The 26,945-nt window shown below is 73.5% G+C and carries 14 protein-coding genes; 4 read left to right on the forward strand and 10 right to left on the reverse strand.

All coding sequences use genetic code 11. The annotated features are described in order from the left end of the window. Nucleotides 1-51 precede the first annotated feature (51 nt). From ACIPV1_RS13190 to ACIPV1_RS13215, 6 genes are all read right to left on the reverse strand, one after another. A complete protein-coding gene (locus ACIPV1_RS13190) occupies nucleotides 52-519 on the reverse strand; it encodes a hypothetical protein (RefSeq protein ID WP_402726582.1) in 468 nt (155 codons plus the stop codon). Then, on the reverse strand, nucleotides 516-15,413 hold the full coding sequence (locus tag ACIPV1_RS13195) for an AraC family transcriptional regulator (RefSeq protein ID WP_402726583.1): 14,898 nt from the start codon (nucleotides 15,411-15,413) through the stop codon (nucleotides 516-518). Before ACIPV1_RS13195 ends, ACIPV1_RS13190 begins: the two co-directional genes overlap by 4 nt. 160 nt (nucleotides 15,414-15,573) lie before the next feature. After that, nucleotides 15,574-16,218, reverse strand: a complete 645-nt coding sequence (locus tag ACIPV1_RS13200) for a TrmH family RNA methyltransferase (protein ID WP_402726584.1) — start codon at nucleotides 16,216-16,218, stop codon at nucleotides 15,574-15,576. Between the two features lie 87 nt (nucleotides 16,219-16,305). Next, nucleotides 16,306-17,172: a hypothetical protein gene (locus tag ACIPV1_RS13205; RefSeq protein WP_131921318.1), complete on the reverse strand. Its 867-nt coding sequence runs from the start codon at nucleotides 17,170-17,172 to the stop codon at nucleotides 16,306-16,308. Between the two features lie 19 nt (nucleotides 17,173-17,191). Beyond that, nucleotides 17,192-17,488: a DUF4190 domain-containing protein gene (locus ACIPV1_RS13210; RefSeq protein ID WP_131921319.1), complete on the reverse strand. Its 297-nt coding sequence runs from the start codon at nucleotides 17,486-17,488 to the stop codon at nucleotides 17,192-17,194. 50 nt (nucleotides 17,489-17,538) lie between these two features. After that, complete coding sequence (locus ACIPV1_RS13215; protein WP_134195373.1) at nucleotides 17,539-18,234, reverse strand: TetR/AcrR family transcriptional regulator C-terminal domain-containing protein; 696 nt, start codon at nucleotides 18,232-18,234, stop codon at nucleotides 17,539-17,541. 182 nt (nucleotides 18,235-18,416) lie between these two features. On the opposite strand from ACIPV1_RS13215, the gene ACIPV1_RS13220 reads away from it, so the two are divergent. Both ACIPV1_RS13220 and ACIPV1_RS13225 read left to right on the forward strand, forming a co-directional pair. Further along, on the forward strand, nucleotides 18,417-19,214 hold the full coding sequence (locus ACIPV1_RS13220) for an HAD-IIA family hydrolase (RefSeq protein ID WP_111086157.1): 798 nt from the start codon (nucleotides 18,417-18,419) through the stop codon (nucleotides 19,212-19,214). A gap of 2 nt (nucleotides 19,215-19,216) precedes the next feature. Next, entirely contained in the window at nucleotides 19,217-20,029 is an 813-nt protein-coding gene (locus ACIPV1_RS13225; RefSeq protein WP_402726585.1) for a methyltransferase domain-containing protein, read from the forward strand. 68 nt (nucleotides 20,030-20,097) lie between these two features. Here ACIPV1_RS13225 and ACIPV1_RS13230 read toward each other — a convergent pair whose 3' ends face one another. Further along, nucleotides 20,098-20,976 (reverse strand): lysostaphin resistance A-like protein, encoded by an 879-nt coding sequence (locus ACIPV1_RS13230; RefSeq protein WP_402726586.1) that lies wholly within the window; start codon nucleotides 20,974-20,976, stop codon nucleotides 20,098-20,100. A 37-nt stretch (nucleotides 20,977-21,013) separates the two neighbouring features. On the opposite strand from ACIPV1_RS13230, the gene ACIPV1_RS13235 reads away from it, so the two are divergent. Then, nucleotides 21,014-21,703, forward strand: coding sequence for a metal-dependent transcriptional regulator (locus ACIPV1_RS13235; protein WP_402726587.1), 690 nt, complete (start codon nucleotides 21,014-21,016; stop codon nucleotides 21,701-21,703). Between the two features lie 392 nt (nucleotides 21,704-22,095). On the opposite strand, the gene ACIPV1_RS13240 is transcribed toward ACIPV1_RS13235, so the two are convergent. After that, complete coding sequence (locus ACIPV1_RS13240; protein ID WP_402726588.1) at nucleotides 22,096-22,740, reverse strand: HEAT repeat domain-containing protein; 645 nt, start codon at nucleotides 22,738-22,740, stop codon at nucleotides 22,096-22,098. A 111-nt stretch (nucleotides 22,741-22,851) separates the two neighbouring features. On the opposite strand from ACIPV1_RS13240, the gene ACIPV1_RS13245 reads away from it, so the two are divergent. Further along, nucleotides 22,852-23,805, forward strand: a complete 954-nt coding sequence (locus ACIPV1_RS13245; RefSeq protein ID WP_402726589.1) for an aldo/keto reductase — start codon at nucleotides 22,852-22,854, stop codon at nucleotides 23,803-23,805. 238 nt (nucleotides 23,806-24,043) lie between these two features. Here the strand turns inward: ACIPV1_RS13245 and ACIPV1_RS13250 are convergent, their stop codons facing one another. After that, the gene (locus ACIPV1_RS13250) at nucleotides 24,044-26,323 is read right to left on the reverse strand and encodes a septum formation family protein (RefSeq protein WP_402726590.1); all 2,280 of its coding nucleotides are present in this window, start codon (nucleotides 26,321-26,323) and stop codon (nucleotides 24,044-24,046) included. Then, entirely contained in the window at nucleotides 26,320-26,871 is a 552-nt protein-coding gene (gene pyrE, locus ACIPV1_RS13255) for an orotate phosphoribosyltransferase (RefSeq protein WP_071404348.1), read from the reverse strand. Before pyrE ends, ACIPV1_RS13250 begins: the two co-directional genes overlap by 4 nt. Between the last annotated feature and the right edge of the window lie 74 nt (nucleotides 26,872-26,945).

Consider the following 26,945-nt stretch of genomic DNA (forward strand, 5'->3'; position numbering starts at 1 on the left):
GCGGTGGTGTGGGGCCGGGGCAGCGGCGACACGGGAGCAGGTCGGCCGCGCTCAGGCGGCGAACCGCTCCACGCGCAGCACGCAGGACAACCCGCTCTCGGCGGTCCCGATCGTCGTCGACCACTCGTCCGAGGCGCCGGCGGCGACCGAGGCGACGTCGACCTCCTTCACGGCGCGGGTGTCCGACTGGCCCTTGAGCAGCGACACGTAGATGCGGTACCCCTGCGCGCTCTTCGCGGGGTTCTCGACGGTGCCGGTGACGGCCCAGTCGGACCCGGACTTCTTGCACGAGCTGACCTGGACGTCCTTGAGCGCCCCCACGTAGTCGCCCGTGCCGCCGGCCGGGGTGTCCACGTCGGTGATCGCCGGACGCTCGGTGGCCGAGGCCTTCGGGGTCGACGAGGCGCGGCCGTCCGGGGTGTCGCCGCCGGAGCAGCCGGCCAGGCCGAGGCCGAGCGCGGCGACGCCGGCGATCGCGAACAGACGGGCGGACAGGGAGCGCGTGGGGCGCAGGGTCATCGGTGTTCCTTCCGGGTGCGGCGACGGCTCCCGATGGCCGCCGTGGCGATGCCGAGCGCCACCAGGAGTGCGGCGACGGCGATGGCCGGTACAGGGTCAGCGCCGGTGAACGCGAGGGCAGGGACCCCCGCGGCCGGGCGGACCACGATCCGGACGGTGTCGGGCGCGGACACGATCGGTTCGTCACCGGGCAGGGTCCCGGGCTGTGGCGTGCCGATCGCCGTCGCGCTGTTCTCGACGCTACCGGACGCACCGTCGGACTGTCCGACGGTGTACGTCGCGGTGGCGGTGACGCGCTGCCCCGGGGCGAGGGTCCCGGTCGCGCCCGGCCACTGGCCGTACACGACGTCGGAGAGTCCGGGCATGCGGTCGTCGACGCGGACGTCGCGCAGCGTGACGGTGCCGGTGTTCACGACGGTGAAGCCGTACCGCAGCTCCTGCCCGACGGTGCCGTCGGTCCCCGCGGCGTACTGCACGGTCTTGGTGATCGTCAGCGCGCCGTGGCCGCCGAGCGGGGTCCCGGCGGTGGACGGCTCGCTGCCGACGACGATGCCGCCGGGTGCGTCGCCGTGCACGGTCGCCGTGTTCACCAGCGAGCCGGCGTCGACGTCGGCCTGGGTGACGACGTACGTCGCCGTCCCGACGGCCTGCTCACCGGGCGCGAGCACGCCCGGTTCGTCCGGCCAGCTCCAGGTGATCCCGGACAGTCGTGCCATCGGGTCGTCGATCCGGACGCCGCTGAGTGGGACGTCACCGTCGTTCGTGACCGTGAACGTGTAGTCCACGCGGTCGCCGAGCGTTCCGGTGGCACCGGGGGCGAGCGTGCTCCGCTTGTCGAGCGTCAGGTGCGGACCGGCCGGCGGCGTGGGCGCGGCCGTGGTCGGCACGGTCGCGGCGCCACCGCCGGCGGTCGCCGTGCCGTCGGGTGCCGTGCCGGTCGCACGGGCCGTGTTGACGACCCCGCCGGCACCGACGTCGGCCTGCGTGACGACCGAGGTGCCCGAGACCTGTGCAGTCTCGCCAGGTGCCAGCGTGCCAGCGGCGGCGGGCCACGTGGTGCCGGTGGTGGTGAAGCCCGCGAGCTCGTCCGAGACGGTCACGTCGGTGAGCGTCACCGTGCCGGTGTTCGCCACGTCGATCGTCCAGCGCACCTCGGCTCCGCCGACGGCGTCGCCGACGGTCGAGCCGCGCTTCGTGACGAGCAGTGCCGGCGTGCCGGTGACCGTCGTGGTGCCGGCGTCGGTGTCCTGCACGGCGGCGCCGTCGGGTGTGGTGCCCGCGGTGGTCGCTGTGCTCGTGATCGAACCGCGGTCGACGTCGGCCTGGGTCAGCGTGTACACGGCGGTGGCCGTCGCGGTCTCCCCCGGCCGCAGGACACCGCTCGCGTCCGGCCACCGGACCGTGACGGCGCCGAGGCCCGGCTGGCCGTCGGCGACGGTGACGCCGCGCAGGGTCGTGCTGCCGGTGTTCGTCACCGTGAACGTGAAGGTCACGTCGTCGCCCGCACGTCCGGTGGCGCCGTCGGCGAGCTGCTGACGCTTCTCGATCGAGATGCCGGCGGTCGCGGCGGCGAGCGGCACGGTGGTGCTGCCGGTGGCGGTGACGGGTGCCCCGGTGGGTGGGTTGCCGATCGCCGTCGCGGTGTTCACCACGCTGCCGGCGTCGACGTCGTCCTGCGTGACGGTGGCGGCGGCGGTCGCGGTCACCGAGTCGCCCGGTGCGAGTGTCCCGTCGAACCCGTCCGGGAACGTCAGTGCGCCGAGGCCCGGCAGCGGGTCGCTGACGGCGAGGTCCCGCATCGTGGTCGTCCCCGTGTTGCGGACCGTCACGCGGTAGTCGACCGTGTCACCGACCGAACCGGTGGCGCCGTCGGCCAGCGTGCCGGTCTTGGCGACCTCGAGCTCCGGCGACCCGGGCAGCACGAGCCTCGCGTCCGTGGTGGCCTCGACGTCCGTGCCGGCCGGCGGGGTGCCCGTCGTCGTCGCCGTGCTGCCGACCGTCCCGCGGTCCACGTCCGCCTGGGTGAGCGTGTAGCTCGCGGTGGCGGTGACGACCTGCCCGGGCGCGAGCGTGCCCGCGGTCCCCGGCCAGTCGAAGGTCGGTCGGCCGGCACCGTCCTGCGCGTCCGTCACGCCGACACCGGTCAGCGTCGAGGTGCCGGAGTTGGTGACGCGGTAGGTGAAGGTGACGACGTCCCCGGCCCGCGGCGCGGTGTCACCGTCGGGCAGGGCGGCCGACTTCGTGATGCCGATGCGGGCGTCGGCTGGTCCGGTCTCGACCGTGGCCGAGGCATCGGCGGTCGCGGTGGAACCGTCCGGTGCCGTCGCCGTCGTGGTGGCCGGGTTCGTCACGCTGCCCGCGTCGAACTGCGCCTGCGTGATGACCGACGTGGCGGTGGCGGTGACGGACTGCCCGGGCGCGAGGACCCCGGAGTCGTCCGGCCAGGTGCCTAAGGTCGCGGTGCCGCCGAGCTGCTGCTGCAGGGCGGTGCGGTCGAGGGTCACGGATCCGGTGTTCGTCACGACGTAGGTCCACTGGACGGTGTCACCGACCGCGCCGGTCGCGCCCGGTGCGAGCGCGCCCCGTTCGGTGAGCGCGACGGCCGGACGGCCGGTGATCGTGACGGCGGCCGAGTCGGTCGCGGTGACGGTCGTGCCGCCGGGTCCGGTGCCGGTCGTGGTCGCACGGGAGGCCTGGGTCCCCCGGTCGACGTCGGCCTGCGTCAACGACGTGGTCGCCGTCGCACGCGCGCTCTCGCCCGGCGCGAGCACACCGGTCCGCCCCGGCCAGGTGATCGCGATCGCCTGGGTGCCGGGTCGTTCGTCGGCGAGGGTGACCCCGGTGAGCGTCGACGTGCCGGTGTTGGTGACGACGTACCCGAACGCGACGGTGTCACCGGCCCGTCCGGAGGCGTCGTCGGCCAGGCGCGCGGTCTTCGTGACGTCGATGCGCTGGGTCGCGCTCCGCAGGGCCACGGTGGCGCTGTCCCGCTGCACGCCGGGGTCGGTGACGCCCGACGGGACGGCAGCGTCGGCTGCCGCACGGTTCACGACGCTCCCGGCGTCCACGTCCGTCTGGGTGACGGTCGACCGCGCGGTGGCGGTGACGGACTGTCCGGGCAGCAGGGTGCCCGCGGTGCCGTTCGGCCACGTGACGACGGCGGGGTCGCCCACGCCGGGCAGCGCGTCGGTGACGGCCAGGTCGGTGAGCGTGACCGTGCCGGTGTTCGTGACGCGGTAGGTCCAGTCGATGCGGTCACCGAGCACGCCGGTGGCGCCGCCGGCCAGTGCGCCGGTCGTGTCGATCGTCCACGCGGCGGTCCGGACCGTGTCCACCCCACCGGCCGCGGTGGCCGTGACGACGTCGCCCGAGGGCACGGTGCCGGTCGTCGTCGCGGTGCTCGTGACGGAACCACGGTCGACGTCGGCCTGGGTCAGCGTGTACATGGCCGAAGCGGTGACGGTCTGCCCGGGGGCGAGCGACCCGACCGCTCCGGGCCAGCGGCCGTACGTCACGGTGCCGAGGCCGCGCTGGTCGTCGTCGAGGGTGACGTCGGACAGCGTGCGGTTGCCGGGGTTCGAGATCGTCCAGGTGAACGTCACCGTGTCGCCTGCGACGCCCGTGCCCGAGGTCACGCGCTCGTCCTTCACCAGTGCGATGGCGGCGTCCGGGTCGACGGTGCGGACCGTCACGCCGTCGGTCGCCGTCACCGGCGCACCGGCGGGCGGGCTCGCCCACGCGGTCGCCTGGTTCACGATGCTGCCGGCGTCGACGTCGGCCTGGGTGACGGTGTACTCCGCGGTGGCGGTGACCACGGCTCCGGGGGCGAGGGTGCCCTCGGCTGCCGGCCAGTCGGCGTCGAGCGGCGAGAGCCCCGCCAGGCGGTCGGTCGCGGTGACGTCGGTGAGCGTCACGGTGCCGGTGTTCTCGCCGCGCAGCGTGTAGCGGACCGTGTCGCCGACCCGGCCCGTGCCGCCGTCGACGTAGGAAGCCGTCTTCGAGAAGGCCAGTTCCGCATCCGGTGCGATCGTCACCGAGCGGGTGTCGGTGTCGCGGACCCCGACGCCGCCCGGAGCCGTGCCGGTCGCGGCGACCGTGCTCGTCAGGGCGCCGGAGTCGACCTCGGCCTGGGTGAGCACGTGCGACGCCGTGGCGGTCACGGTCTGTCCCGGAGCCAGCCGGCCGGTGGTGCCGGGCCAGGTGCCGAAGGTGATCGCCGACACGTCGGTCTGGTCGTCGGTGGCGCCGACGCCGGACAGCGAGACGTTGCCGGTGTTCGTGACGTCGTAGCGGTACTCGACGCGGTCGCCGGCCCTGCCGGTGGCGCCGTCGGCGAGCGTCGCGGTCTTCACGACGCCGATGCGCGGACCGGACGCGGCGGTCTCGACGGTCGCACCGTCGGTGCCGGTGACGTCGGTGCCGTCGGGAGCACGCCCGACGACGGTCGCCGTGTTCGCGACGGAACCGGCGTCGACGTCGGACTGCAGGATCGTGTAGGTCGCCGTCGCGGTGACGGTCTGTCCGGGTGCGAGGACCCCGACCGAGCCGGGCCAGTCGCCGACCGTCGGGTCGGTGAGTCCGGCCAGACGGTCGCGGAAGTCGAGGAGCTCGACGGTCACGTTGCCGGTGTTCGTCGCGGCGAAGGTGTACTGGATGCCCTGACCGGCGGCGCCCGTGGCACCGGGCGCGAGCCGACCCTGCTTGCTGAGCGACAGCCCTGGAGCCGCGGCGAGGTCGACGCCGGCGGTGTCGGTGGCGCGCACCGTGCCTCCCGTCGGGGTGGTGCCGGTGGCGGTGGCGGCGCTCTCGACGCGGGCCGCGTCGACGTCGGCCTGGGTGAGGGCGTACGTGGCGGTCGCCGTCACGGACTCCCCGGGGGCCAGCCGGCCGACGGTGCCGCCGGACCAGGTGCCGTAGGTGACCGTCGAGGTCCCGATCTGCGCGTCGGTCGCACGGACGCCGGTGAGCGTCTGGTTGCCGGTGTTCGTGATCGTGTACCCGAGGCGCACGGTGTCGCCGACCGAGGGTGCTCCGGACCCGGTCAGGCGCTCCGTCTTGACGATGTCGATCGCGGGCGCACCGTCCGACGTGCGGACGGTCGCGCTGTCCGATGCCGACACGTCGTCGCCTCGGGCCGGGGTCGCGGTGACCACGGCCTGGTTGACGATGCTGCCGGCGTCGACGTCCGACTGCGTCACGGTGTACGCGGCGCGGGCGACGAGCGACTGCCCGGGCGCGAGCGAACCGTCGTCCTGGGGACCGGAGCCGACCGAGACCGTGCCGAGGCCGGCGAGCCGGTCGGTGACGCGGGCGGCGTCGAGCGTGACCTGCCCCGTGTTCGTGACGGTGAAGGTGTAGTCCACCGTGTCGCCGACACGACCGGTGCCGCCGTCGGCGTACGCGGCGCGCTTCGCGACCGACACCCCGGCGGGCGCGGTCAGCGTGACCGCCGCCTGGGCGCCGTCGGCGACCTCGGTCCCCTTCGGGCTGGTGGCGGTGGCGGTCGCGGTGCTGCCGATCGACCCGCGGTCGACGTCCGCCTGGGTGAGCGTGTACGTGGCGGTGGCCGTCACGGACTCGCCGGGTGCGAGCGTGCCGACGCCGGACGGCCACGTGCCGAAGGCGATGTCGGACAGGCCGGCCTGCGCATCGTCGAGGGCGGCGCCGGACAGCGTCGCCGTGCCGGTGTTGGTGACCGTGTAGCCGAGGCGGACGGTGTCGCCGGCCACGCCGGCGGCGCCGGGCGCGAGCTGCTCGGTCTTGTCGAGCCGGATCCCGGGCGCCGCGGCGGCGAGGGGCACGGTCGCGGTGTCCGAGGCCGTGACCGGGTCGCCGGCCGGCGTGCGGCCGGTGGCGGTGGCGTCGTTGAGCACGCTGCCCGCGTCGACGTCCGCCTGGGTGACCCGGTAGGTCGCGGTGCCGGTGACGGTGCGCCCCGGCTCGAGGCGGCCAGCTGCTGCGGGCCAGTCCGCGATCTCGACGTCGGAGACGCCGGACAGGACGTCCGCGACGCCGACGCCGGTGAGCGTGACGGTGCCGGTGTTCGTGATCCGGAAGCCGTAGCGGACGGTGTCGCCGACCGCTCCGGTCGCGCCGCCGAGCGTGCCGGTCTTGTCGATCGACAGCGTGCCGCGCGGGGTGATGGTGACGGAGCCCTCGTCCGAGTCGGACACGGCGGCGCCGCGCGGCGGGACACCGGTGGTCGTCGCGGTGCTCGTGACGGTGCCCCGGTCGACGTCCTGCTGCGTCAGGGTGTACGTGGCGTGGGCGACGACGGACTGGCCGGGCGCCAGGCGGCCGGCGGTGCCGGACGGCCAGGTGTCGAACCGGACGGCGGAGACGCCCTGCTGCGAGTCGGTCACGTCGACGTCGGTGAGCGTGACGTCGCCGCGGTTCGTGACGGTGAACGTCAGGTCGACCGTGTCGCCGGCCCGGCTGGTCGCACCGGACGGCAGCGTCTCGGACTTCTGCACCGTGATGCCGGGAGCGCCCGACGTGGTCACGACCGTGCGGGTGCCCGAACCGGACGCGGTCGTGCCGGCCGGGGTGGTCCCCACCGCGGTCGCGGTGTTCGCGATCGACCCGGCGTCGACGTCGTCCTGGGTGACGGTGCGGTCGGCGGTGACGACGACGGCCTGCCCCGGGGCGAGCGTGCCCGCGGTGGTGTTCGGCCACGTCGTCGTCGGCGTGCCGAGGCCGGCGAGCGGGTCGGACACGGTGACGCCGGTGAGCGTGGTCTGACCGGTGTTCGTCGACGTGACGGTGTAGCGGACGACGTCGCCGACCTGCACCGCCCCGATGTTCCCGGTGCCGACGGTCGCGGCGGTCTTCCGCGTGCTGAGGCCCGAGGTCGGCGTGAGCGTGACCGTCCCGTCGTCGGTCGCGGTGACGGCGGCCCCGCTGCGACGGTCGGTCGCCGTGGTGGTCGCGCCGCTCGACAGCGCGATGCCGTCGGCGGTGTCCGCGGCGGCACGGTCGACGTCCGCCTGTGTCAGCCGGTAGGTCGCGGACGCCGTGACGGACTGTCCGGGCGCCAGCGACCCGACCGTGCCGGACGGCCAGGCGCCGTACGCGACGGCGCCGAGGCCGGGCTGCTCGTCGGTCAGGGCGACCCCGGTGAGGGTCGTCGTGCCGGCGTTCGTGATCGTGTAGCCGAACCGGACGGTGTCGCCGGCCACACCCGCGTCGCCGTCGGCCAGGGCCTCGGTCTTGTCGAGCGTGATGGTCGGCGTGCTGGCGTCGACACCGGTGGTGCTCGTCGCGGTCCGGGTGATCGCGGACCCGGTCGGCGGGCTGGCGACGGCGTTCGCGCGGTTCAGCACGCTGCCGGAGTCGACGTCTGCCTGGCTGATCGTGTACGCGGCGGTCGCGGTCGCGGCTTCGCCCGGCCCGACGACGCCGGGCTTCGCGGGGTCCGGCCAGCGGTACTCGAGCACGCCGACGCCCTGCAGCTGGTCGGTCATCTGCAGCAGGTCGAGGGTCGTGTTGCCGGTGTTGCGTGCGGTCAGCGTGAAGGTCAGCGCATCGCCGACGACGGCGGTGCTGCCCGAGGGCGCTCCCTGCTTCGAGAAGACGAAGGAGTTCACCTGGGTGATCGGCACGGTGCGGTAGCTCGTCGCGGTGACGGCCTCGCCGCCGTTCGACGGGGTGCCGGTCGTGCGCGCCGGACTCGTGACGAAGCCGGCGTCGATGTCCGCCTGGGTCAGGGTGTGCACAGCGGTGGCGGTGACGGTCTGCCCGGGCGTGAGCCGGCCGGTGGTGCCGGACGGCCAGGTGCCGTAGGCGATCGCTCCGGTGCCGCCGGGCCCCGGGTCGGCTCCGGCATCGGCTCCGGCGTCGGTGATGCCGACACCGGTGAGCGTGAAGTCGCCGGTGTTCGTGACGGTGTAGCCGAGCAGCACCGGGTCGCCGGGCGCCGGTGTCCCGGTGCCGGGGACGGTGGCCTGCTTGACGATGCCGATCGCCGCGGTGTTCTCGGCGTCGGTGGCGATCGTGACGGTCGCGTCGCCGCTGGTCGTCGAACCGGCCGGCGTCGCGCCGGAGACGGTCGCGGTGTTCGTGATGCTGCCGGCGTCGACGTCGGCCTGCGTGACCGTGTACCGGGCGGTGGCACGGACCCGCTCCCCCGGCGCCAGGGACCCGGCGCTGCCGCCGGACCACTCGACGTCGCGCAGGGTGGCGGAGCCGTCGACCGGGGTCGCCTGCGCGAGACCGAGCAGCTGGTCGCGGAGCGCGAGCCCGGTGAGCGTCACCGATCCGGTGTTCGTCGCCAGGAACGAGAACACCACGGTGTCGCCGACCTGGCCGCTCTGCACCGCACCGGAGGGGCCGGTGCCGTAGCGGGCGGTCTTCGTCAGCGTGACGGCGGGCTGCGGGGTGATGGTCACGCCGTCGGTGGCGGTCGCGGTGACGCGCACCCCGGCGGGCGTGGTGCCGAACGCGGTCGCGGCGGAACGGATGCCGCCGGAGTCGACGTCGGACTGGCTGATCGTGTAGGTCGCGGTCGCCGTGGCGGAGCGGCCCGGCGCGAGCGTGATGGTGGTGTCACCGTCGGCGAACACGACGCTCGAGATGCCGCGCTGCGCGTCCTGCACGCCCACGACGGTGAGCGTGACGTTGCCGGTGTTGGTGACGACGTACCGCATGTCGACCTGGTCGCCGGCGGTCGCGGCGCGGGTCTTCGAGCCGTCGGCGTCGAAGGTCTGGACCTTGCTGACGGCGAGCCCGGGGGCGGCGTCCGAGGTGCGGACGGTGGCGGCGGACGTCGCGGTGACGGTCGCCGGGTCGGTTCCGCTGGGCGCGGTTCCGATGACGGACGAGGTGTCGACGAGGGACCCGGCGTCGACGTCGTCCTGGGTCACGGTCGAGGTGCTGGTGGCGGTGAGGGTCTCACCCGGTGCCAGGCTGTTCGGCGCGTTCGGCCACGCGTACGTCACGGTGCCGCCCAGGGCGTGCACGACCTCGGGGACCGACAGCGTCACGGTGCCGGTGTTCGTCGCCTGGTACGTCCAGGTGACGACGGAGCCGACGCCGCCGTTGCCGGTCGTCACGGATCCGGTCTCGGTGAGCGCGACCCCGGGGACGCGCTTCGGCACGACGGAGCCGGTGTCGGTCGCCCGCACGGTGGTCCCGCCGGGCGAGACACCGGTCGTGGTCGCGTCGCTCGACACCCGGCCGCGGTCGACGTCGGCCTGGGTCAGCGTGTACGTCGCCGTGACGGTCACGGACTGTCCGACGCCCAGCGTGCCGGCGGTGCCGGACGGCCACGTGCCGTACGTGAACGCGGAGTGACCGGACTGGTCGTCGGTCAGCGCCACGTTCGTCAGGGTCTGGTTGCCGCTGTTCGTGATCGTGTAGCCGAGCCGCACGGTGTCGCCGGCGACCCCCGTGGCCGTGGTGGCCAGGCGCTCGGTCTTCGCGAGGGCGATGGCCGGGGCACCCGAGGCCGGGGTGACCGTGGCGGTGCCGGTCGCACGGACGGTGCCGCCACCGGGGGTCGTCGCCGACGACGAGGCGGTGTTCACGATGCTGCCGGCGTCGATGTCCGACTGGCTGATCGTGTACGTCGCCGTGCCGCGGACGGTCTGCCCCGGCGCGAGTGTGCCCGCGGTGCCCGAGGGCCAGGTGCCGTACGTGATGCCGGACAGGCCGGACAGTGGGTCGGTGACGGCGACGCCGCGCAGGGTCGTGGTGCCGGTGTTGGCGACGTCGAAGCGGTAGGTCACGGTGTCACCGGCACGACCGGTGCCGCCGACGACCGCGCTCTTGGTGACGGTCATCCCCGGCGCCGGCGCGATGGTCTGCGCGGCCGTCGCGGGGGTCGCCACGGCGGTGCCCTGCGGGTTCGTGCCGGACACCGTGGCGCGGTTCGACACCGTGCCGCCGTCGACGTCCGCCTGCGTGACCGTGTACGGGGCCGTCGCCGTGACGGACTGTCCGGGGGCGAGTCGCCCGGCGGCCCCCGGCCACCGGTACGTCAGGGTGCCGAGGCCGGCGTGCGGATCGGTGATCGTGACGCCCGTGAGCGTCTGGTTGCCGGCGTTCGTGGCGAGGAACGTGTAGTCGAGCGTGTCGCCCGCTGCGCCGGTGTACCCGGCGTCCGTCGCCACGGACTTCGTGAACGTCAGCGCCGGGTTGCCCGCGAGCGGGATCGTGCCGGAGCCCTGCGCCGTCGGGGTCGCCGTGCCGGACGGACCGGTGCCGGTCGCCGTCGCGGTGTTCGTGACCGACCCGGCGTCCAGGTCGGACTGTGTCACGGTGCCGGTCGCCGTCGCGGTGACGGTCTGCCCCGGCGCGAGCGTGCCCGCCGTGCCGGACGGCCACGTGCCGTAGGTGAGTGCCGAGAGCCCGGCGAGGGAGTCCGTCGCCCGTACCGTCGTCAGCGTGGTGTTGCCCGTGTTGGTGATCCGGAGTGTCCACGTGCCGGTGTCGCCGGCCGTACCGGTCGACCCGGCAGCGAGCGCGCCGGACTTCGCGACGCTGATCGCGGCAGTGCGGTCCACCGACACCGAGGCAGCGGCGACCTGGTTCACGGCCGTGCCGTTCGGGGTCGACCCGGCGATCGTCGCGGTGTTGCGGACGGTGCCGGCGTCGATCTGCGCCTGGGTCAGCGTCGAGGTGGCCGTCGCCGTGACGGTCGCACCGGGTGCGAGTCGGCCGGTGGCCCCGGGCCACGAGTACGTGACCGCGGACAGGCCGGGCAACTGGTCGGCGATCGCGACGCCGGTGAGCGTGACGTTCCCGGTGTTGCGGGCGGTGAAGGTCCAGTCGACCCGGCTGCCGGCCGACGGGGTGCCGGAGCCCGCGACGACGCCGGACTTCGCGAACGACAGGGTGCCGCTCGAGGGGATCTGCAGGGTGTTCGGCGAGCTCGCCGTGATGGTCGTCGTCGCGGGCGTCCGCGCCGAGCCCTGCGCCGTGTTGACCACGCTGCCGGCGTCGACGTCGGCCTGCGTGAGCGTGAGGCGGGCGGTCGCCGTGACGGACTGCCCGGGGGCGAGCGTGCCGACCGTACCGGAGGTCCACGTGCCGTACGTCACCGCGGAGACGCCGGCCAGGGCATCGGCGACGGTGACCGAGGTCAGGGTCTGGTTGCCGGTGTTCCGCGCGGTGAACGTGTAGTCCACGGTGTCCCCGGCGGCTCCGGTCGCGCCGGCCGCCAGGGCACCGGTCTTCGACACGGTGAGCGCGGGCGACGCCGGGACCGTCGTGGTCGCGGACGCCGCGTTCGTGGCGGTGGTGCCGTCGGGTGCGGTGCCCTTCGCGGTCGCGGTGTTCCGGACCGCACCCGCGTCGACGTCCTTCTGGGTGAGCTGGTAGGTCGCCGTCGCCGTCGCGGTCTGCCCCGGCGTCAACCGGCCGCTGGTCCCCGGCCACGAGTACGCGATCGACGACAGCCCGGTGAGCGGGTCGCTGACGGTGACGCCGGTGAGCGTGGTGTTGCCGGAGTTCCGGACGGTGAACGTGTAGGTCACGGTGTCGCCGACGGCGCCGGTGGACCCGGCCGCGAGCGCGCCGGACTTGGCGATCGCGATGCCGGGTGCGCGGGACAGCGCGACCGCCGCGGTCGTCGTCGAGGACGCCGACTGGCCGGAGCCGTCGGCGCGCGTGGTGCCGGCTGCCGTCGCGGTGTTCACGATGCTGCCCGCGTCGACGTCCGCCTGGGTCAGGGTCGACGTGGCGGTCGCCGTGACGGTCTGGTTCGGGTCGAGGCGTCCGGTGGCGCCCGGCCACGAGTACGTGCGCGCTGAGATGCCGGCGAGTTCGTCGGCGATCGCGACGCCGTACAGGGTCGTGTTGCCGGTGTTCGTCGCGGTGAAGCGCCAGTTCACGGTGTCGCCGACGCCGCCGGTCGCGCCGCTCGCGAGCGAGCCGCTCTTCGTCACGGCGATCTTCTGCGCGGCGGCGATGTCGACGGTCTTCGAGGTCTGTCCGCTCGTCACGGCGGTGCCGGACGGGTTCGTGCCCGAGGCGGTCGCGGTGTTCGTGATCGCTCCGGCGTCGACCTGCGCCTGCGTCAGCGTCGACGTGGCGGTCGCGGTGACGGACTGTCCGGGAGCGAGCTTCCCGGTGGTGCCGGAGGCCCAGCTGCCGTACGCGATCGCCGAGATCCCGGCGAGCGGGTCGGCGATGGTCACGCCGGTCAGGGTGCGGTTGCCCCCGTTCGTGACGGTGAAGGTCCAGTTGACGGTGTCGCCGGCCCGACCGGTCGCGCCGGACGCCAGGCTCCCGTCCTTGACGATGGTCAGCCGGGAGGCGTCGGTCACCGCCACGGTCGCCGTCGCGTCGGTCGCGGTGACGGTCGACCCCGTCGCCCCCTTGGCAGCGGCACCGGCCGTGTTCACGACGCTGCCCGCGTCGACGTCGGTCTGTGTGAGGGCGGAGGTCGCGGTCCCGGTCACGGACTGTCCCGGTGCGAGCGTGCCGCTCGTGCCCGACGGCCAGGTGCCGTAGGTGATCGCGGAGACCCCGCTGAGCCGGTCGGTGATCGATGCGGTCGTGACGGTCTGGTTGCCGGCGTTCGTCAACCGGAACGACCAGTTCACGGTGTCGCCGGCCTTGCCGGTGGACCCCGACGCGATCGCACCCGACTTCGTCAGGGTGAGGGCGTTCGCGGCCGGGACGGCGACCGATGCGCTGGCCGTCGGCGCGGTGACGGTGCTGCCCGTGGCGCTCCGGCCCGACGCGGTCGCGGTGTTCGTCACCGTGCCGGCGTCGACCTGCGCCTGGGTCAGGGTCGCGGTCGCGGTGGCGGTGACGGACTGCCCGGGACCGAGCCTGCCGGTCGTTCCCTGCGGCCACGTGCCGTAGGTGATCGCTGAGACCCCGGCGACCTGGTCCGTGATGGTCGCGGCGGTGACGGTCTGGGCGCCCGTGTTGGTCAGGCGGAAGGACCAGTTCACGGTGTCGCCGACGCGGCCGGTCGACCCGGAGGCGAGGGCGCCGGACTTCGTCAGGGCGAGGGCGTTGGCCGCGGTGAGCGGCTGGGTGCGCGAGGCGGTCGCGGTGGGCTTCGGGCCGCCGTCGGGGTCGGTGCCCGTGACGGTGGCGGTGTTCGCGACGGAGCCGGCATCGACGTCGGTCTGGGTCAGCGTGTACGTGGCGGTCGCGGTGACGGACTGTCCGGGCTGGAGCGACCCGCTCGTGCCGGACGGCCAGGTGCCGTAGGTGAGTGCGGAGAGTCCGGAGAGCGGGTCGGTGATCGCGACGCCGGTGAGCGGTCCGGTGCCGTTGTTCGTGGCGGTGAACGTGTAGTTCACGGTGTCGCCCGCCTTGCCGGTGGCACCGGAGGCGAGGGCGGAGGTCTTCGTCAGGGCCAGCGACGACAGGTAGGTGTTGGTCGACCCGGTGTCGGCGACGGTGACGCTCGTGTCGCCGGCGACCTGGCCGGTCGCGGTGACGGAGCTGGTGGTGGACGCCGCGGTGGGCGGTGGGCCGGTGCACCGCACGGTCGCGGTCGCGCCGGACGCGAGCGGCCCCGCGATCGTGGACGACGGCGTGCAGGTCTCGGTGTCCGGGAACGTCAGCTGGATGTTCGACAGCGCCACCGACCCGTTGTTCGTCACGGTGACCGAGTACGCGGTGTTCTCGGTCGCGGTGCGGTACTGGTCGTTGACCGTGCCGTCGAGGGTCTTCACGACGCTGAGCGCGGCGGTCGGCACTGACAGCACGGCGTTCTGCAGCAGGTACGAGTCCCCGCTCGTACCGACCGTCAGGGTCATCGAGGTGTCGCCCTTGTCCACGCCGGACAGGGTCTGCGTGTGCACGTCGACGCTCTGGTTCGTGAACGTCGACGTGTCGCTCGTCTGGGTGTACCGCGCGGAGCCGTCCGCCTGCCCGACGCCGATGTTGCCCGCGGCGTTCTTCGTGTTGAGCACCTCGGTCGGTGAGCCGCCCTGCGGGGTGTACCGCATGTAGTCGCCGGTGATGCCGCGGTCGCCCTCGTAGAGCGTGTAGCCGAACTTCACACCGGACTGCAGCGCCGAGAAGCCGGTGAAGTTCACGGTGAGGGGGCTGTCCGACGCCGCCTCGCGCACGTGCCCCTGGTAGTAGATGACCTTGTGCGGGGCGGAGTTCGTGTTGCCGGGGATGTACTTGCCGTAGTCGTAGACGACCGTCAGCGACCAGCCCGCGTAGCACCCGGCACCGACCGCCGCCCAGATGTTGCCGGCGCTGACCGGCAGCGCCGACCCGGTGGTGGCGCCGGCGAAGGCGCTCGTGACGTCAGCGGAGCCCGAGTAGTACAGCGCGCTGGCCTGCGATGCGGGGTCCTCGAGCAGGGCGTCGGGCGTGACGGTGCGGATCGCCGCGGAGCCGACCTTGAGCTGCACGCCCTGGGTCCGGTAGCCCGAGGCCGCGTCCGGACGGGTGGCGTACCACTGCGAACCGTTCGCCGAGTTGCCCGAGCAGGTCACGTTGCCGGAGCCGGTGAAGACCCCGGTGTTGGCGCTCCAGTCGAGGTACGCCTTCGCCACGGTCGCGCCGGACGGGATCGTGATCGAGCCGGTCGACGAGTTCGTGCTGAACCCGCTGACGGTGTTCGAGTTCACCATCTTGAAGTAGTCGTTGTACGACGTGGAGACGCCCGAGCCGGGGTTGTTGGCGTGCAGGTCCGTGCACGAACCGCTGGTGTTCGTCGCCGTCAGTGCCGCACCCGAGCACGCCAGGACCCCGTTGCCGGTCATCGTGAAGTCGCCGTTGACCGTCGCCTGGTAGTTCGGCGCCTGGTCACCGCCGACACCCCACTGCACGACGGCGGCCTGGGCGATGCCCTCGGTGCCGAGGGCGACGCCGGCCGTCGGGATGAGCACGGCGAGCGCCATCGCCAGACCCCGGAACCAGCGGGGTCGAACGGCGGTCTCCGCACGGTGGCGGGGGCGTGGTGCGAGCAGCAAGCAGTGACCTTCCGGGCACGTCGAACAGACCCTTGGGAGTGGTCGGGTCCACGCTGCCGGGTGGGATCAGGAAACGGCGACCGCCTCACAGGTCGCCAGGTCCATCCTGGGCATGCTCACGGACACGTGTCGCCCAAACGAGGGTTTTTCACCCTGCCATTCACCCCGTCCGGGGGACACCGGCGTGCTGCACGATCCACGAGTGCATGACGATCGCAGCCGCCGCCGAGGCGTTGATGCTCCGCGTCGAACCGAACTGCGTGATCTCCAGGTGCCCGGACGCCCCGGCCACCGCTTCGTCGGTGAGCCCGGGGCCCTCCTGGCCGAACAGGAACACGCACCGCTCCGGGATCGCCGCGGTCTCGATGCGATCGGCGCCAGGGGTGTTGTCGATCGCGATCACCGGGCGCTGCTCCTCGGCCATCGCGGCCAGGAACGCCTGCACGTCGGGGTGGTACCGGACGTGCTGGTACCGGTCGGTCACCATCGCGCCGCGCTTGTTCCAGCGCCGCCGCCCGATGATGTGCACCGTGCCGGCCAGGAACGCGTTGGCGCTCCGCACGATCGACCCGATGTTCAGGTCGTGCTGCCAGTTCTCGATCGCCACGTCGAACGCGTGCCGGCGGGTGTCGAGCTCGGCGACGATGGCGTCCATCGACCAGTACCGGAAGTGGTCGAGCACGTTCCGCGAGTCCCCCGCCGCCAGCAGCTCCGGGTCGAGCCGCGGGTCGTCCGGCCAGGGCTCCGGGTGCGGGCCGACGCCGTTCGTCGTCAGTTCGTGCGTCGGGGCGGGCTCGTCGGTCACGCCTCCAGGGTAGAGCCGCGGCGAACCGGGCCGGTCGGCGCGAGTCCCACGACCGTGTTCCAGCCGAACGCCCGCCGCGTCACGGTGTCACTGCGTACCCGGGCGGAGGAAGTCCTCCGGAACGGCACCGGCGTTGGTCGCCGCGAAGATGCGCTTCCGATCACTCGGACGGGTCGGGTCGAACACGACGACGACGGTCGCTCCGAGCACCGGGCCGGTTCCGTCGCGGAACCCTTCGGTCCGGTCGACCCAGCGCTGTTGTCCCTGGAGGTCCGTGAACGTGAAGGTCCAGCGCAGCAGCGTGAAGGAGGCGTCGTGGGCGGTCGAGCCGCTGACCGCGGTGACGATCCCGTCGACCCGGCGCCCCGCACGCAGCAGCTGTTCGAGCCGACCGCGTCGGCCGCCCTGCCCGCGGCGTGCAACCGTCCCGCCGATCAGGGCGACCAGCGCCAGCGCGGTGACCAGTGCGGGGATCCACCACGCAGCGGCGTACCAGATCCAGCCGCCGATGCCCCAGACTTCGTCGCGGCCGAACGCCGGGTCGACGGTGGTCCCGACGCGGTCGACGGGCGCCCACTGCGTCGCGGTCGTCCACCAGAGCCCGGCTGCGGCGCCGACGAGCCAGATGCTCACCGGTCCCACCCCGACGAACTCCGACGCCCGGCCTGCGAAGCGGTGGTTCCACTTCGAGTACATGCCCAGCGTGACGACCGACCCCGTGACCGCGACGGGCATCGCCCACCACGGGTACTCCGGGTCCGGCGTGTCCGAGAACACGCTGTTGACGGTCATGTCCCGGATGGTGCCGAGGACGGACCCGAGCGCGTACCCGGCGACGACGCCGACGGCGAGCAGGAGCGCCGCCCACACGATCGTCAGGACGAGTGCACGGGCGCTGCCCTGCTGCGCGGCGGCCTTCGCACGGAGGGCGGCGGCCGGATCGGTGGTGCTCATGATCGACGTGCGTGGTCGGTCAGTACGAGTACGTCGGATCGGGGGTGTTCGCCGCGAGGACCGCGATCGTCACGAACAGCCCGATGTACAGCAGCGTGACCACCCCACCGACGATGACCGCGGCGAGCGCGAGGCCGCGGCCCCCCTCGGATCGTCTGCGCGCCTGCGACATCGCGACGAGACCGAGGATGAACCCGATCAGCGGTGCGACGAACGCCGCGACGAGCGAGATGATCGCGAGGGTGTTCGTGCGGTGCGGGACGGAACCGTAGGACTGCGGAACGGAAGACTGTGGGGATTGGTACTGAGTGGACATCGTGAAAGACGGTATCTCACATCTTTTTTTGTTGGGAAGCGTACCGAAATTCAGCGGACGCGCGATTCGATCCCGGCGATGAGGACGTCGAGCCCGAGCGTGAAGCGTGCGTCGTACGAGTGCTCCCCCAGGAGCTCTCCGACGAGCGCGTGCCGCTCGGGACGCCCGGCCTCGGCATCTCCACGCCCGATCTCCACCGAGGTGTGCCCCACCACGAAGTCGTACACGACGAAGAACGCGTACATCGCCTCGGCATCGGCCAGCCCGGCGGAGCGGAGCGCCCCGACGACCTTCGCCACGACGGCGTCGGACTCGGTGGACACCAGGGCCCCGCGCCGGCTGTGCGACTCGAGCACCAGGGGGTGGGTGCGCATCAGGTCGCGGAACGTCGTGGCGAAGGTGCGCACCACGGCGTGCCACTCGTCCGGCCAGACGAAGGTGGCGGTGAACTCGTCGACGGTGCGACGGACGAGTTCACCGTGCAGGTCGTCGAGGCCGCCGATGGTCCGGTGCACGGTCATCGGCGCGACGCCGAGCCGCACCCCGAGCGCACGGAACGACAGGCGGTCGAGGCCGTCCTCGTTCGCGATCGCCGTCGCGGCGTCGATCACCTGCTCGCGGCTCAGCACGTTGGGCCGGCCCCGACGTCGTCGCGGTGTCGCCTCGACCAGATCGGGAGCCGCTTCCAGGTCCGGCACCGCAGCGGGGCGGGGCGTGGCGGTCGGGGATCCGGGTTCGACGAGCACGGCGGGTTCTCCTTGATTCGGTACGTGTCACGAAAAGCCTAGGGCAAAGCCGAGTGGCGTTCGGTGACTCGACCATCTCGGGTCCGGAGCCGACGCGCAAGAGCCGATCCGCGCCTCCCGGCCCCTTCGAAGGAACCCGTCTGACGGGCCGGCCCGTCGGCCGTGCGCAGTAGGGTGAGGCCATGGCGACCCGCGACGACGTCGAGTGCTGGCTGACCGACATGGACGGCGTGCTCGTCCACGAGAACCAGGCCCTCCCCGGTGCCCCCGAGCTCATCCAGCAGTGGCTCGACGAGGGCACCGAGTTCCTCGTCCTGACGAACAACTCGATCTTCACGCCGCGTGACCTCAGCGCCCGGCTCCGGAGCTCGGGCCTGCACGTCCCCGAGGAGCGCATCTGGACGAGCGCCCTCGCCACCGCCGACTTCTGCAAGTCCCAGATGCCCGGCGGTTCGGCGTTCGTCATCGGCGAGGCCGGCATGACCACCGCCCTGCACGAAGCCGGGTTCATCATGACCGAGACCGCCCCCGACTACGTCGTCGTCGGCGAGACCCGCAACTACTCGTTCGAAGCGATCACCAAGGCCGTCCGCCTGATCCGCGACGGCGCCCGCTTCATCGTCACGAACCCCGACGCCACCGGCCCGTCGGCCGAAGGCGTCCTGCCCGCCACGGGTGCGATCGCCGCCATGATCGAGAAGGCGACCGGCAAGCAGCCGTACGTGGTCGGCAAGCCGAACCCGATGATGTTCCGCTCGGCGATGAACCGCATCGGCGCGCACTCCGAGAACACCGGCATGATCGGCGACCGGATGGACACCGACGTGCAGGCCGGCATCGAGGCGGGGCTGCACACCGTCCTCGTGATGACGGGCATCAGCGACCAGGCCGAGATCGACCGCTACCCGTTCCGTCCGAGCGAGGTCATCTCCGGCGTGCACGAGCTCGTGCGCACCGCCCCCTTCGAGGTCGAGCTGTAGCGGTGCGCTGGGACCCGTCGCGGTACGCCGCGTTCGCGGACGACCGCGGGCGCCCCTTCCACGACCTGGTCGCGCAGGTCGCGTGGCCAGCGGACGATGGACGGGAGGCCCCGCGGCGCGTCGTCGACCTGGGCTGCGGTCCCGGGTCCCTCACCGCCACGGTGGCAGCGCGGTGGCGTTCGTCGCCGGTGGTCGGGATCGACAGCTCGGCGGAGATGCTCGCGTCGGCTGCGGCCGACCCCGCTCTGGCCGACCTGCCGAACCTGTCGTTCGAGCTCGGTGCGATCGAGGACTGGACGCCCGGGCCGACCGACGACGTGGTCGTGACGAACGCGGCGCTGCAGTGGGTACCGTCGCACGTGGAGCTGCTGCCGCGGTGGCTCGACGCGATGCCGTCCGGATCGTGGTTCGCGATGCAGGTGCCGGGCAACTTCGGGTCCCCGTCGCACGCCCTGATGCGGTCGATCGGGACCTCCGGTCCCTGGGCGTCAGCGCTCGACGGTGTCCTGCGCGAGGACCCGGTGCTCGACCCCGCCGGCTACCTCGGCATCATGCTCGACGCCGGGTTCGCCGCCCGCGCCTGGGAGACGACCTACGCGCAGCTGCTGCCGGGCGAGGACCCGGTGCTCGACTGGGTGCGCGGCACCGGGCTGCGACCGGCACTGGCGGCTCTCGACGCCGCCGACCCCTCCGGTGCGCTGACGGCGGAGTACGTCGACCGGTACCGGGCGGCGCTGCGCGAGGCGTACCCGGCGAGCGCCCACGGCACCGTGTACCCGTTCCGTCGGGTCTTCGCGGTCGGTCGCAAGCCCTGACGGCCCGCGCCACCGGGCGCTGCTGCGCGCGCCCGCGCGCCCGCGCGCCCGGCTCTGGAGCCGGGCCGCTACCGGGCCGCAGCCGGCGCTGCCAGGTCGCCACGGGCCTCCAGGGCGAAGGCCGCCATCGGCGGCACGGAACGCCACCGCTTCGCCAGGCGACGCGGCCGGTCGTCGCGCCACGCGACCATGCCGCCCGCGACGATCCCGAAGCCCAGGACGGCGAACGAGAACAGCCCGATCAGGCCGAGCACCACGACGCGACCCGTGTCCGACGGGTCAGCGGTCGCGGAGTACCCGATCGACCCGAAGTCCCAGAACGCGTGCAGCAGCACCGGGACGAGCAGCGAACCGGTCACTCGGCGGGCGACGTACAGCGTGGAGCCGAACGACGCCGCGAACACGACCTGGATCATCGTCGGTCCGATCCCGGCCCCGGCGAGCGCGTTGAGCAGGTGCAGCAGCCCGAACAGCACGCACGACAGCGCCCACACCCCGAACTCGGGCACCCGGCGACGCAACCCGACCAGGAGCATGCCCCGGGCCATCAGCTCCTCGAACACCCCGACGAACAGCACCCCGACGGTGAGCAGCAGGAAGTAGTGCGCGGGCAGCGCCGTCCAGTCGATCAGGGGCAGCCGCACCAGGCACACCACGAGCACCAGCGCCGGTGCGAGCGCGGACCAGCGCAGCGGCGTCCGGGTGCGGTCGACGGTCGCGATCCGCCACCACCCGAGCCCGGTGACGACCACGGCGAGCGCGACGGCGGCGATGCCCTCGGGGATCACCAGGGCACGGACGACGCTGTCGACAGTCTGGCCGAGTGTCGGGTAGTCGTCGCTCGGCCGTGACCGCCACGCGCTGATCGCCGCGAAGACCACGAGGGGCGCGAGGCCGATGAGCAGCGAGGGCGGGACCGGCCAGCGGCGACGACGGGGTTGGTGCACGTCCCGGTTGTACCAGTGCAGCCGTACGATTGGCGGTATGCGCCTGCCCTCGTTGTCGACCATGGCCGAGGACTACGTCAAGCTCATCTGGAAGGCCGGGGAGCGCGGCGGCGGCGGACTGGCCACGCGGGACATCGCGGCGACGCTGAAGGTGTCGGCCTCGACGGTGTCCGGCAACTTGAAGAAGCTCGACCGCGACGGCCTCATCGAGCACACCCCGTACTACGGCGTCGTGCTCACGCCGCTCGGGCAGCAGGTCGCGGTCGCGATGGTCCGGCGGCACCGGCTGATCGAGTCGTTCCTGGTGTCCCGCCTCGGCTACACCTGGGACGAGGTCCACACCGAGGCCGAGGCGCTCGAGCACGCGGTGTCGGAGCGGTTCCTCGACCGGGTCGACGCCGACCTCGGGCACCCGACCCACGACCCGCACGGCGACCCGATCCCCGCCGCGGACGGCACCGTCCCCGCCACGCTCGGCACCCTGCTCGGTGCGATCGAGCCCGGCGCGTGCGGCACCGTCGACCGGGTGTCCGACGACGACCCCTCGCTGCTGCGGTACTTCGACGAGCTCGGGGTCGGTCTCGGCACCCACCTGCGGGTCGAGCGGGTGCGGGACTACGCCGGCGTCATCGCGGTCTCCCGACGTGGGGCCGACGGCGCCGAGGCGCTCGTCGACCTGCCCGCCGCCGCCGCGACCGCGATCTGGCTGGCTCCCGACGCCGACTGAGCGGGCCCGCCCGCGCCACCCCGCTCACGTCCGCCGAGCGGTCACCATCTGTCGCCCGGCAGCCCCGCAACCGACGGTTCACGACCACTCGGCACCCAGGGCACGGGGCGTTGCGACCGCACCGCGGCCCGCGAACGCGCGTGGTGTCGGACGGGAGGCCCGGTGCGCGGCCGCCACGCGCCTCCCGTCCGTCGCCCCCACTGGTCACGACACCCCGCTCACGTCCGCCGAGCGGTCAGGGACCGCCGCCCGACAGCCCCGCGACCGACGGTTCACGACCACTCGGCGCCCAGGGCACGGGGTTTCGTGACCGCGCGACGCGCCCGCCCCACCACCGCGACGCCGACGGTTCTCGACCACTCGACCCGCCCAGCCGGGCGCGCCCACCGGCCCTAGCCCTTGGCGGACCGGGTGCGGCCGAGCGCCACCTCGCGCCGAGCCCGTTCGAGGGCGAGCGCGGACGCAGCGTCCGGGTCGTGCAACAGCCGCTCCGTGTCGGCGACGTGGTCCCGCACGGCGTCGGAGCCCCGGGCTGCAGCCGCTGCGAGCACCGGCGCCACCGTCTCCTCGCCCAACCCGACCAGTGCCCGCGACAGGCTGAGCCGCCGGTCGCGCGGACCGACCCCGAGCTGCACCGCCAACGTCCGGGCCAGGTCGCCCCGCTCGTCGTCGGGCACGAGCGCGACGGCGGTCCGCCAGGCGGCGCGGAGCACGTCGTCGTCGTGGTCCGCCAGCAACGGGCGCACCGACGGCCAAGCCGACGGGTCGCCGACCTTCGACAGGGTGTGCAACGCCTGGCTACGGGCCTGAGGCTCGGAACGGGTGAGCGACGGGACCACCCGCGCGACGACGTCGGCCGACGGGTGCCGGGTCAGCGCCCAGGTGAGCATGTCGCGGACGAAGAAGTCCGGCTCGACGGCGCACTGCTCGACGAGCACGTCGAGGTCGCCCGCGTCCGGGGTGGTCCCGGCGGCCATCACGGCCTGCAGCCGCACCGAGGAACGGAGGTCGGCGAGGGCATCGGTGAGTGCGGTCATGGGTCCATGCAACCCGCTGCCACCGGGGCCGTGTCAAGCCTCGGGGCATAGCGTCGGCCGAGGAGCGGTTCGCATCGAGGACCGCTCGCCCGACCACGAAAGGACCCCCGTATGCCCCGCATCGGTACCAGCGACCTCCACGTGTTCCCCCTCGCCCTCGGCGGCAACGTCTTCGGGTGGACGGCGGACGAGTCGACCTCCCACCAGGTCCTCGACGCCTACACCGCGGCGGGCGGCGACTTCATCGACACCGCCGACGTGTACTCCGCGTGGGCCCCCGGCAACGAGGGCGGCGAGTCCGAGCGGGTCATCGGTTCGTGGCTCGCGGCCTCGGGCAAGCGTGACGACGTCGTCATCGCCACGAAGGGCTCGCAGCACCCGCAGTTCCAGGGCCTCGGCGCGGACACCGTCGCCGCTGCCGCCCGTGCCAGCCTGCAGCGCCTCGGCACCGACCGGATCGACCTGTACTACGCGCACTTCGACGACCAGTCGACCCCGCTCGAGGAGACCGTCCACGCCTTCGACCAGCTCGTCACGGACGGCATCGTCCGCTACACCGCGATCTCGAACTACTCGAAGGACCGCGCCGAGGAGTGGATCCGCATCGCGACCGAGAACGGCCTCGCGCAGCCGGTCGCGATCCAGCCGCACTACAACCTCGTCACCCGCGAGCCGTACGAGTCCGACATCGCACCGCTCGCCCACGCGCACGGCCTCGGCGTCGTGCCGTACTTCGCACTCGCCGCCGGGTTCCTGACCGGCAAGTACCGCTCGAAGGAGGACTTCGCCGGCAAGGACCGCGAGGGCCAGGTGTCGGGCTACTTCAACGACGAGGGGCTCGCCGTGGTCGACGCCCTGTCCACCATCGCCGAGGCCCGCGACACCGAGCTCGCGACCGTCGCCCTGGCGTGGCTGCAGGCGCAGCCGGACGTCGTCGCGCCGATCGCCAGCGCCCGCAACACCGAGCAGCTGCCGGCGCTGTTGGCCTCGGCTGAGCTCGAGCTCAGCGCCGACGAGCTGCAGACCCTGTCCGACGTGTCGGCGAAGGTCCCCGCGGCCGCCTGACCCGGCGACCACCGACCGCGGCCTGGCTCGCGCGCCACGGATGCGTGTGCATGTTCCGACGATCCACCAGACGATCAACTCGTGGAACGTCGCTCATTGCACACGCATCCGATGCGTGCGCATGTGCCGACAGAACACGCGTCGATCACGTCGTGGATCGTCGGAAGATGCGCCCGCACGCACTCGTCCAGCCGACAGCCGCCGCCGACAGCCGGCCGCAGCAGCAGCCGCAGCCGCCCTACGCCCCCGGCGCCAACGACGCCGTGAGCTCCTGCCCCGACGACCGGGTCACGAAGCACGAGATGAACCGGTCGCCCTGGTCCCACGTCGCCTGGTCCGGCGCGTACGACCCCTGCACCTGCACGTCCCCGACGGCCGCAGCCGCCGAAGCGTTCAGCGCCGCGTCCGACTGGCACTGGTCGGCCGCCTGCGTCGCGAGGGCTTCGGCCCCCGGGTAGGCGTCCCCGTCGACGGCGATCCGTGCGGTGAGCTGCCCGATGTGCGGCGTCGCGCAGTCGACGACCGTGAAGCTCTGCGCCCAGGCGTTGGTGAACGGCGACAGGCACTCCCCGCCGGCCAGGTCGGTCCAGGCGTGCTCGCCCGGCAGCGCGGGCGTGGTGGCGAACTGGAGCGTCGCAGCCGGAGCAGCGGCCTCGTCCGAGGGAGCGGCAGACGCCGCAGTCGAAGGAGTCGCCGGAGCCGATGACGCTGCCGCCGGGGACTTCGTCGGCGCGATCTCCTGGTCGGAGATGTTGTTGCCGAGGATCCACTTCGACAGCAGGAACACCAGGACGATGAGCACGACGATCAGGGCGATCGAGCCGTAGACGAGCAGCTGCTTGCCGCGCTTGCCCTCGCTCCGCAGGCGCGCCGCACCCTGGTTGATGAAGTTGTCGCGCTCGACCGGCTGGCCCGACGGAGCGGGAGCAGGCGACGACGCCCCGGCACCGGCACCGGCAGCCGCCGACGGCACCGCGGCCGCCGGCATCATCCGCGTCCCGGTGTCCTCCGGGTCGTAGCCCGTGCCGCCGAGCTGCCCGACGGCCTCGGTACCGAACAGGTCCTTGATCGCACTCGTGTCGCTGGTCTCGCGGCCGTCCCACTCGGACTGGTCCAGCTCGTCCGGCGCCGCGGCCGGCAACGCCGTGGGCTGCGCCCCCGTGTCGTCCCGGCGCAGGCCGAGGACGGCGTCCAGGTCCTGGCCCACCGCGGGCGGCAGGTGCGCCGGGTAGGCGGGCGACGCCGCGGGTTCGACGAGGGGCGGCGCAGCGGTCGGCGGCACGGTCGCGTCGGGTTCGGACCACCAGGGCGTCCCGGCGACCGGCAGCGCGGTGGTCGCGGCGTCCGGGAGGCCCGTGGCCGCGTCCGCCCCGTCACCCTCGGCAGCGGAGCGGGTCGCGTCCGGGGCCTCGGTCGGCTCCGCGGGAGCCACCGGCCCGGCACCGGGAACCGCCGGCGGCACAGCAGCAGGCGGCACGGCAGCCCCCGGTGGCACAGCAGCAGGCGGCACGGCAGCAGCCGGAACAGCAGTCGGCACCGCCGGGGGCACCGGGAACGTCCGCGGCGCCTGCGGCACCCCGTCGACCGGGGTGTCGACCTCGCCGGAGACGACCTCGTCCTCGGAGTCGGTCTCGTCCGCCAGCGACCACGAGCCGCTGCCACCGAACGCCGTCGTGTCGAAGGAGTCGCCGGTCAGGGTCGTCGGGACCTCGCCGGTCTCGTCGTCGCGGATGGCCCAGTCGAACGGCCGGTCCGGTCCGGCGCCCTGCGTGGGCACGGACCCCGTGCCGGCGATCCGGAGCAGGTCGGTGAAGCTCGGCGGCTCCTCGGACGGGGGCAGCACGTTCTCGACGCCGAGCGGCTGGTGTGCCACGGGCCCGGAGGGCGGGACGGGTGCGCCGGAGCCGGTCGCACGGCCGAGCCAGTCGACGTCGGCACGGCCCTCGCCGAACGGGTCGACGCGGCGACGTTCGTCCTCGATGGCCTGCGACGCCGCGGCGCGCTCGTCGCGGTGGGTCTGCGCGGTCGGGAGCACGATCGACGAGGGGTGCGGCGCAGTGGGGTTCGGCGGCACGACGGCGGCCGGCGGGATGCGGTCGCGCAGGGTGGAGCGCTCGTGCTCGGCGGCGGCGTCCGGGCTCTCGGACGGCGCCGACAGCTGCTCGGGCATCGAGATGGCCTGCGTCGCGCCGTCGTCCAGCACCGGAGCAGCAGGCGCGGTGGGCGCCTCGGGCGCCGACGCCTCGGGGGTCGCAGCCTCGAACGGCTCCGGCAACGGTGCGCCCGTCTCGCGTGCGGTGCGCTCGGCCTCGCGGCGCTCTCGTCGCGAGGGCCAGTCCTCCTCGCCCCGCGGGGCGCCGAAGATGTCCGCGGCGCTGCGGAGACCGTGGAACGGAGCGTCCGGGTCGGACGCGCGCCGGGCCTCCTGGCCGTCCACCCCGTCGGCACCGTCGGCCGCCGCTGCGGGGCCGGCCGTGTCCTCGGGGTCGCGCGCGTCGTCCGGACGCTCCCCGCTCACGCGGTCAGCCCCAGATCAGCCAACCCGATGGCCGCGAAGTAGGGGTACCCGGCTGCCTCGATGGTCTCCTTGGCGCCGGTGTCGCGGTCGACGACGACCGCGACGGCGGCGATGATCGCGCCCTCGCGCTCGAGCGCTTCGGCCGCCTTGAGCGGCGAGCCGCCCGTGGTGGAGGTGTCCTCGAGCACGACGACGCGCTTGCCCTTGAGGTCAGGACCCTCGACCTGCTTGCCGCGGCCGTGGTCCTTGGGCTCCTTGCGGACGACGAAGGCGTCGTAGGTCAGGCCCTGTGCGGCGGCCTGGTGCAGCACGGCGCTGGCGATGGGGTCGGCACCCATGGTGAGTCCGCCGACGGCCGAGACGTCCGGCACCTGCTGCACGAGCTCGGTCATGACCTGCCCGATCAGCGGCGCGACCCGGTGGTCCAGGCTGACCTTCCGCAGGTCGATGTAGTACGTCGCCTTCTTCCCGCTGGTCAGGGTGAAGTCGCCGTGGAACACCGCTTCGGAGGAGATGTACTGGATCAACTGTTCGCGCGCGTCGGTCACAGCGCACAAGGGTAGCCGGTCGGACTCGCAGCGCGCTCCCCCGTCCTGTGGGGTCGTCCCGAGCAGCCCTCGGT

It is taken from the genome of Curtobacterium sp. NPDC089991, from assembly GCF_044748425.1.
Classification (GTDB): Bacteria; Actinomycetota; Actinomycetes; order Actinomycetales; family Microbacteriaceae; genus Curtobacterium.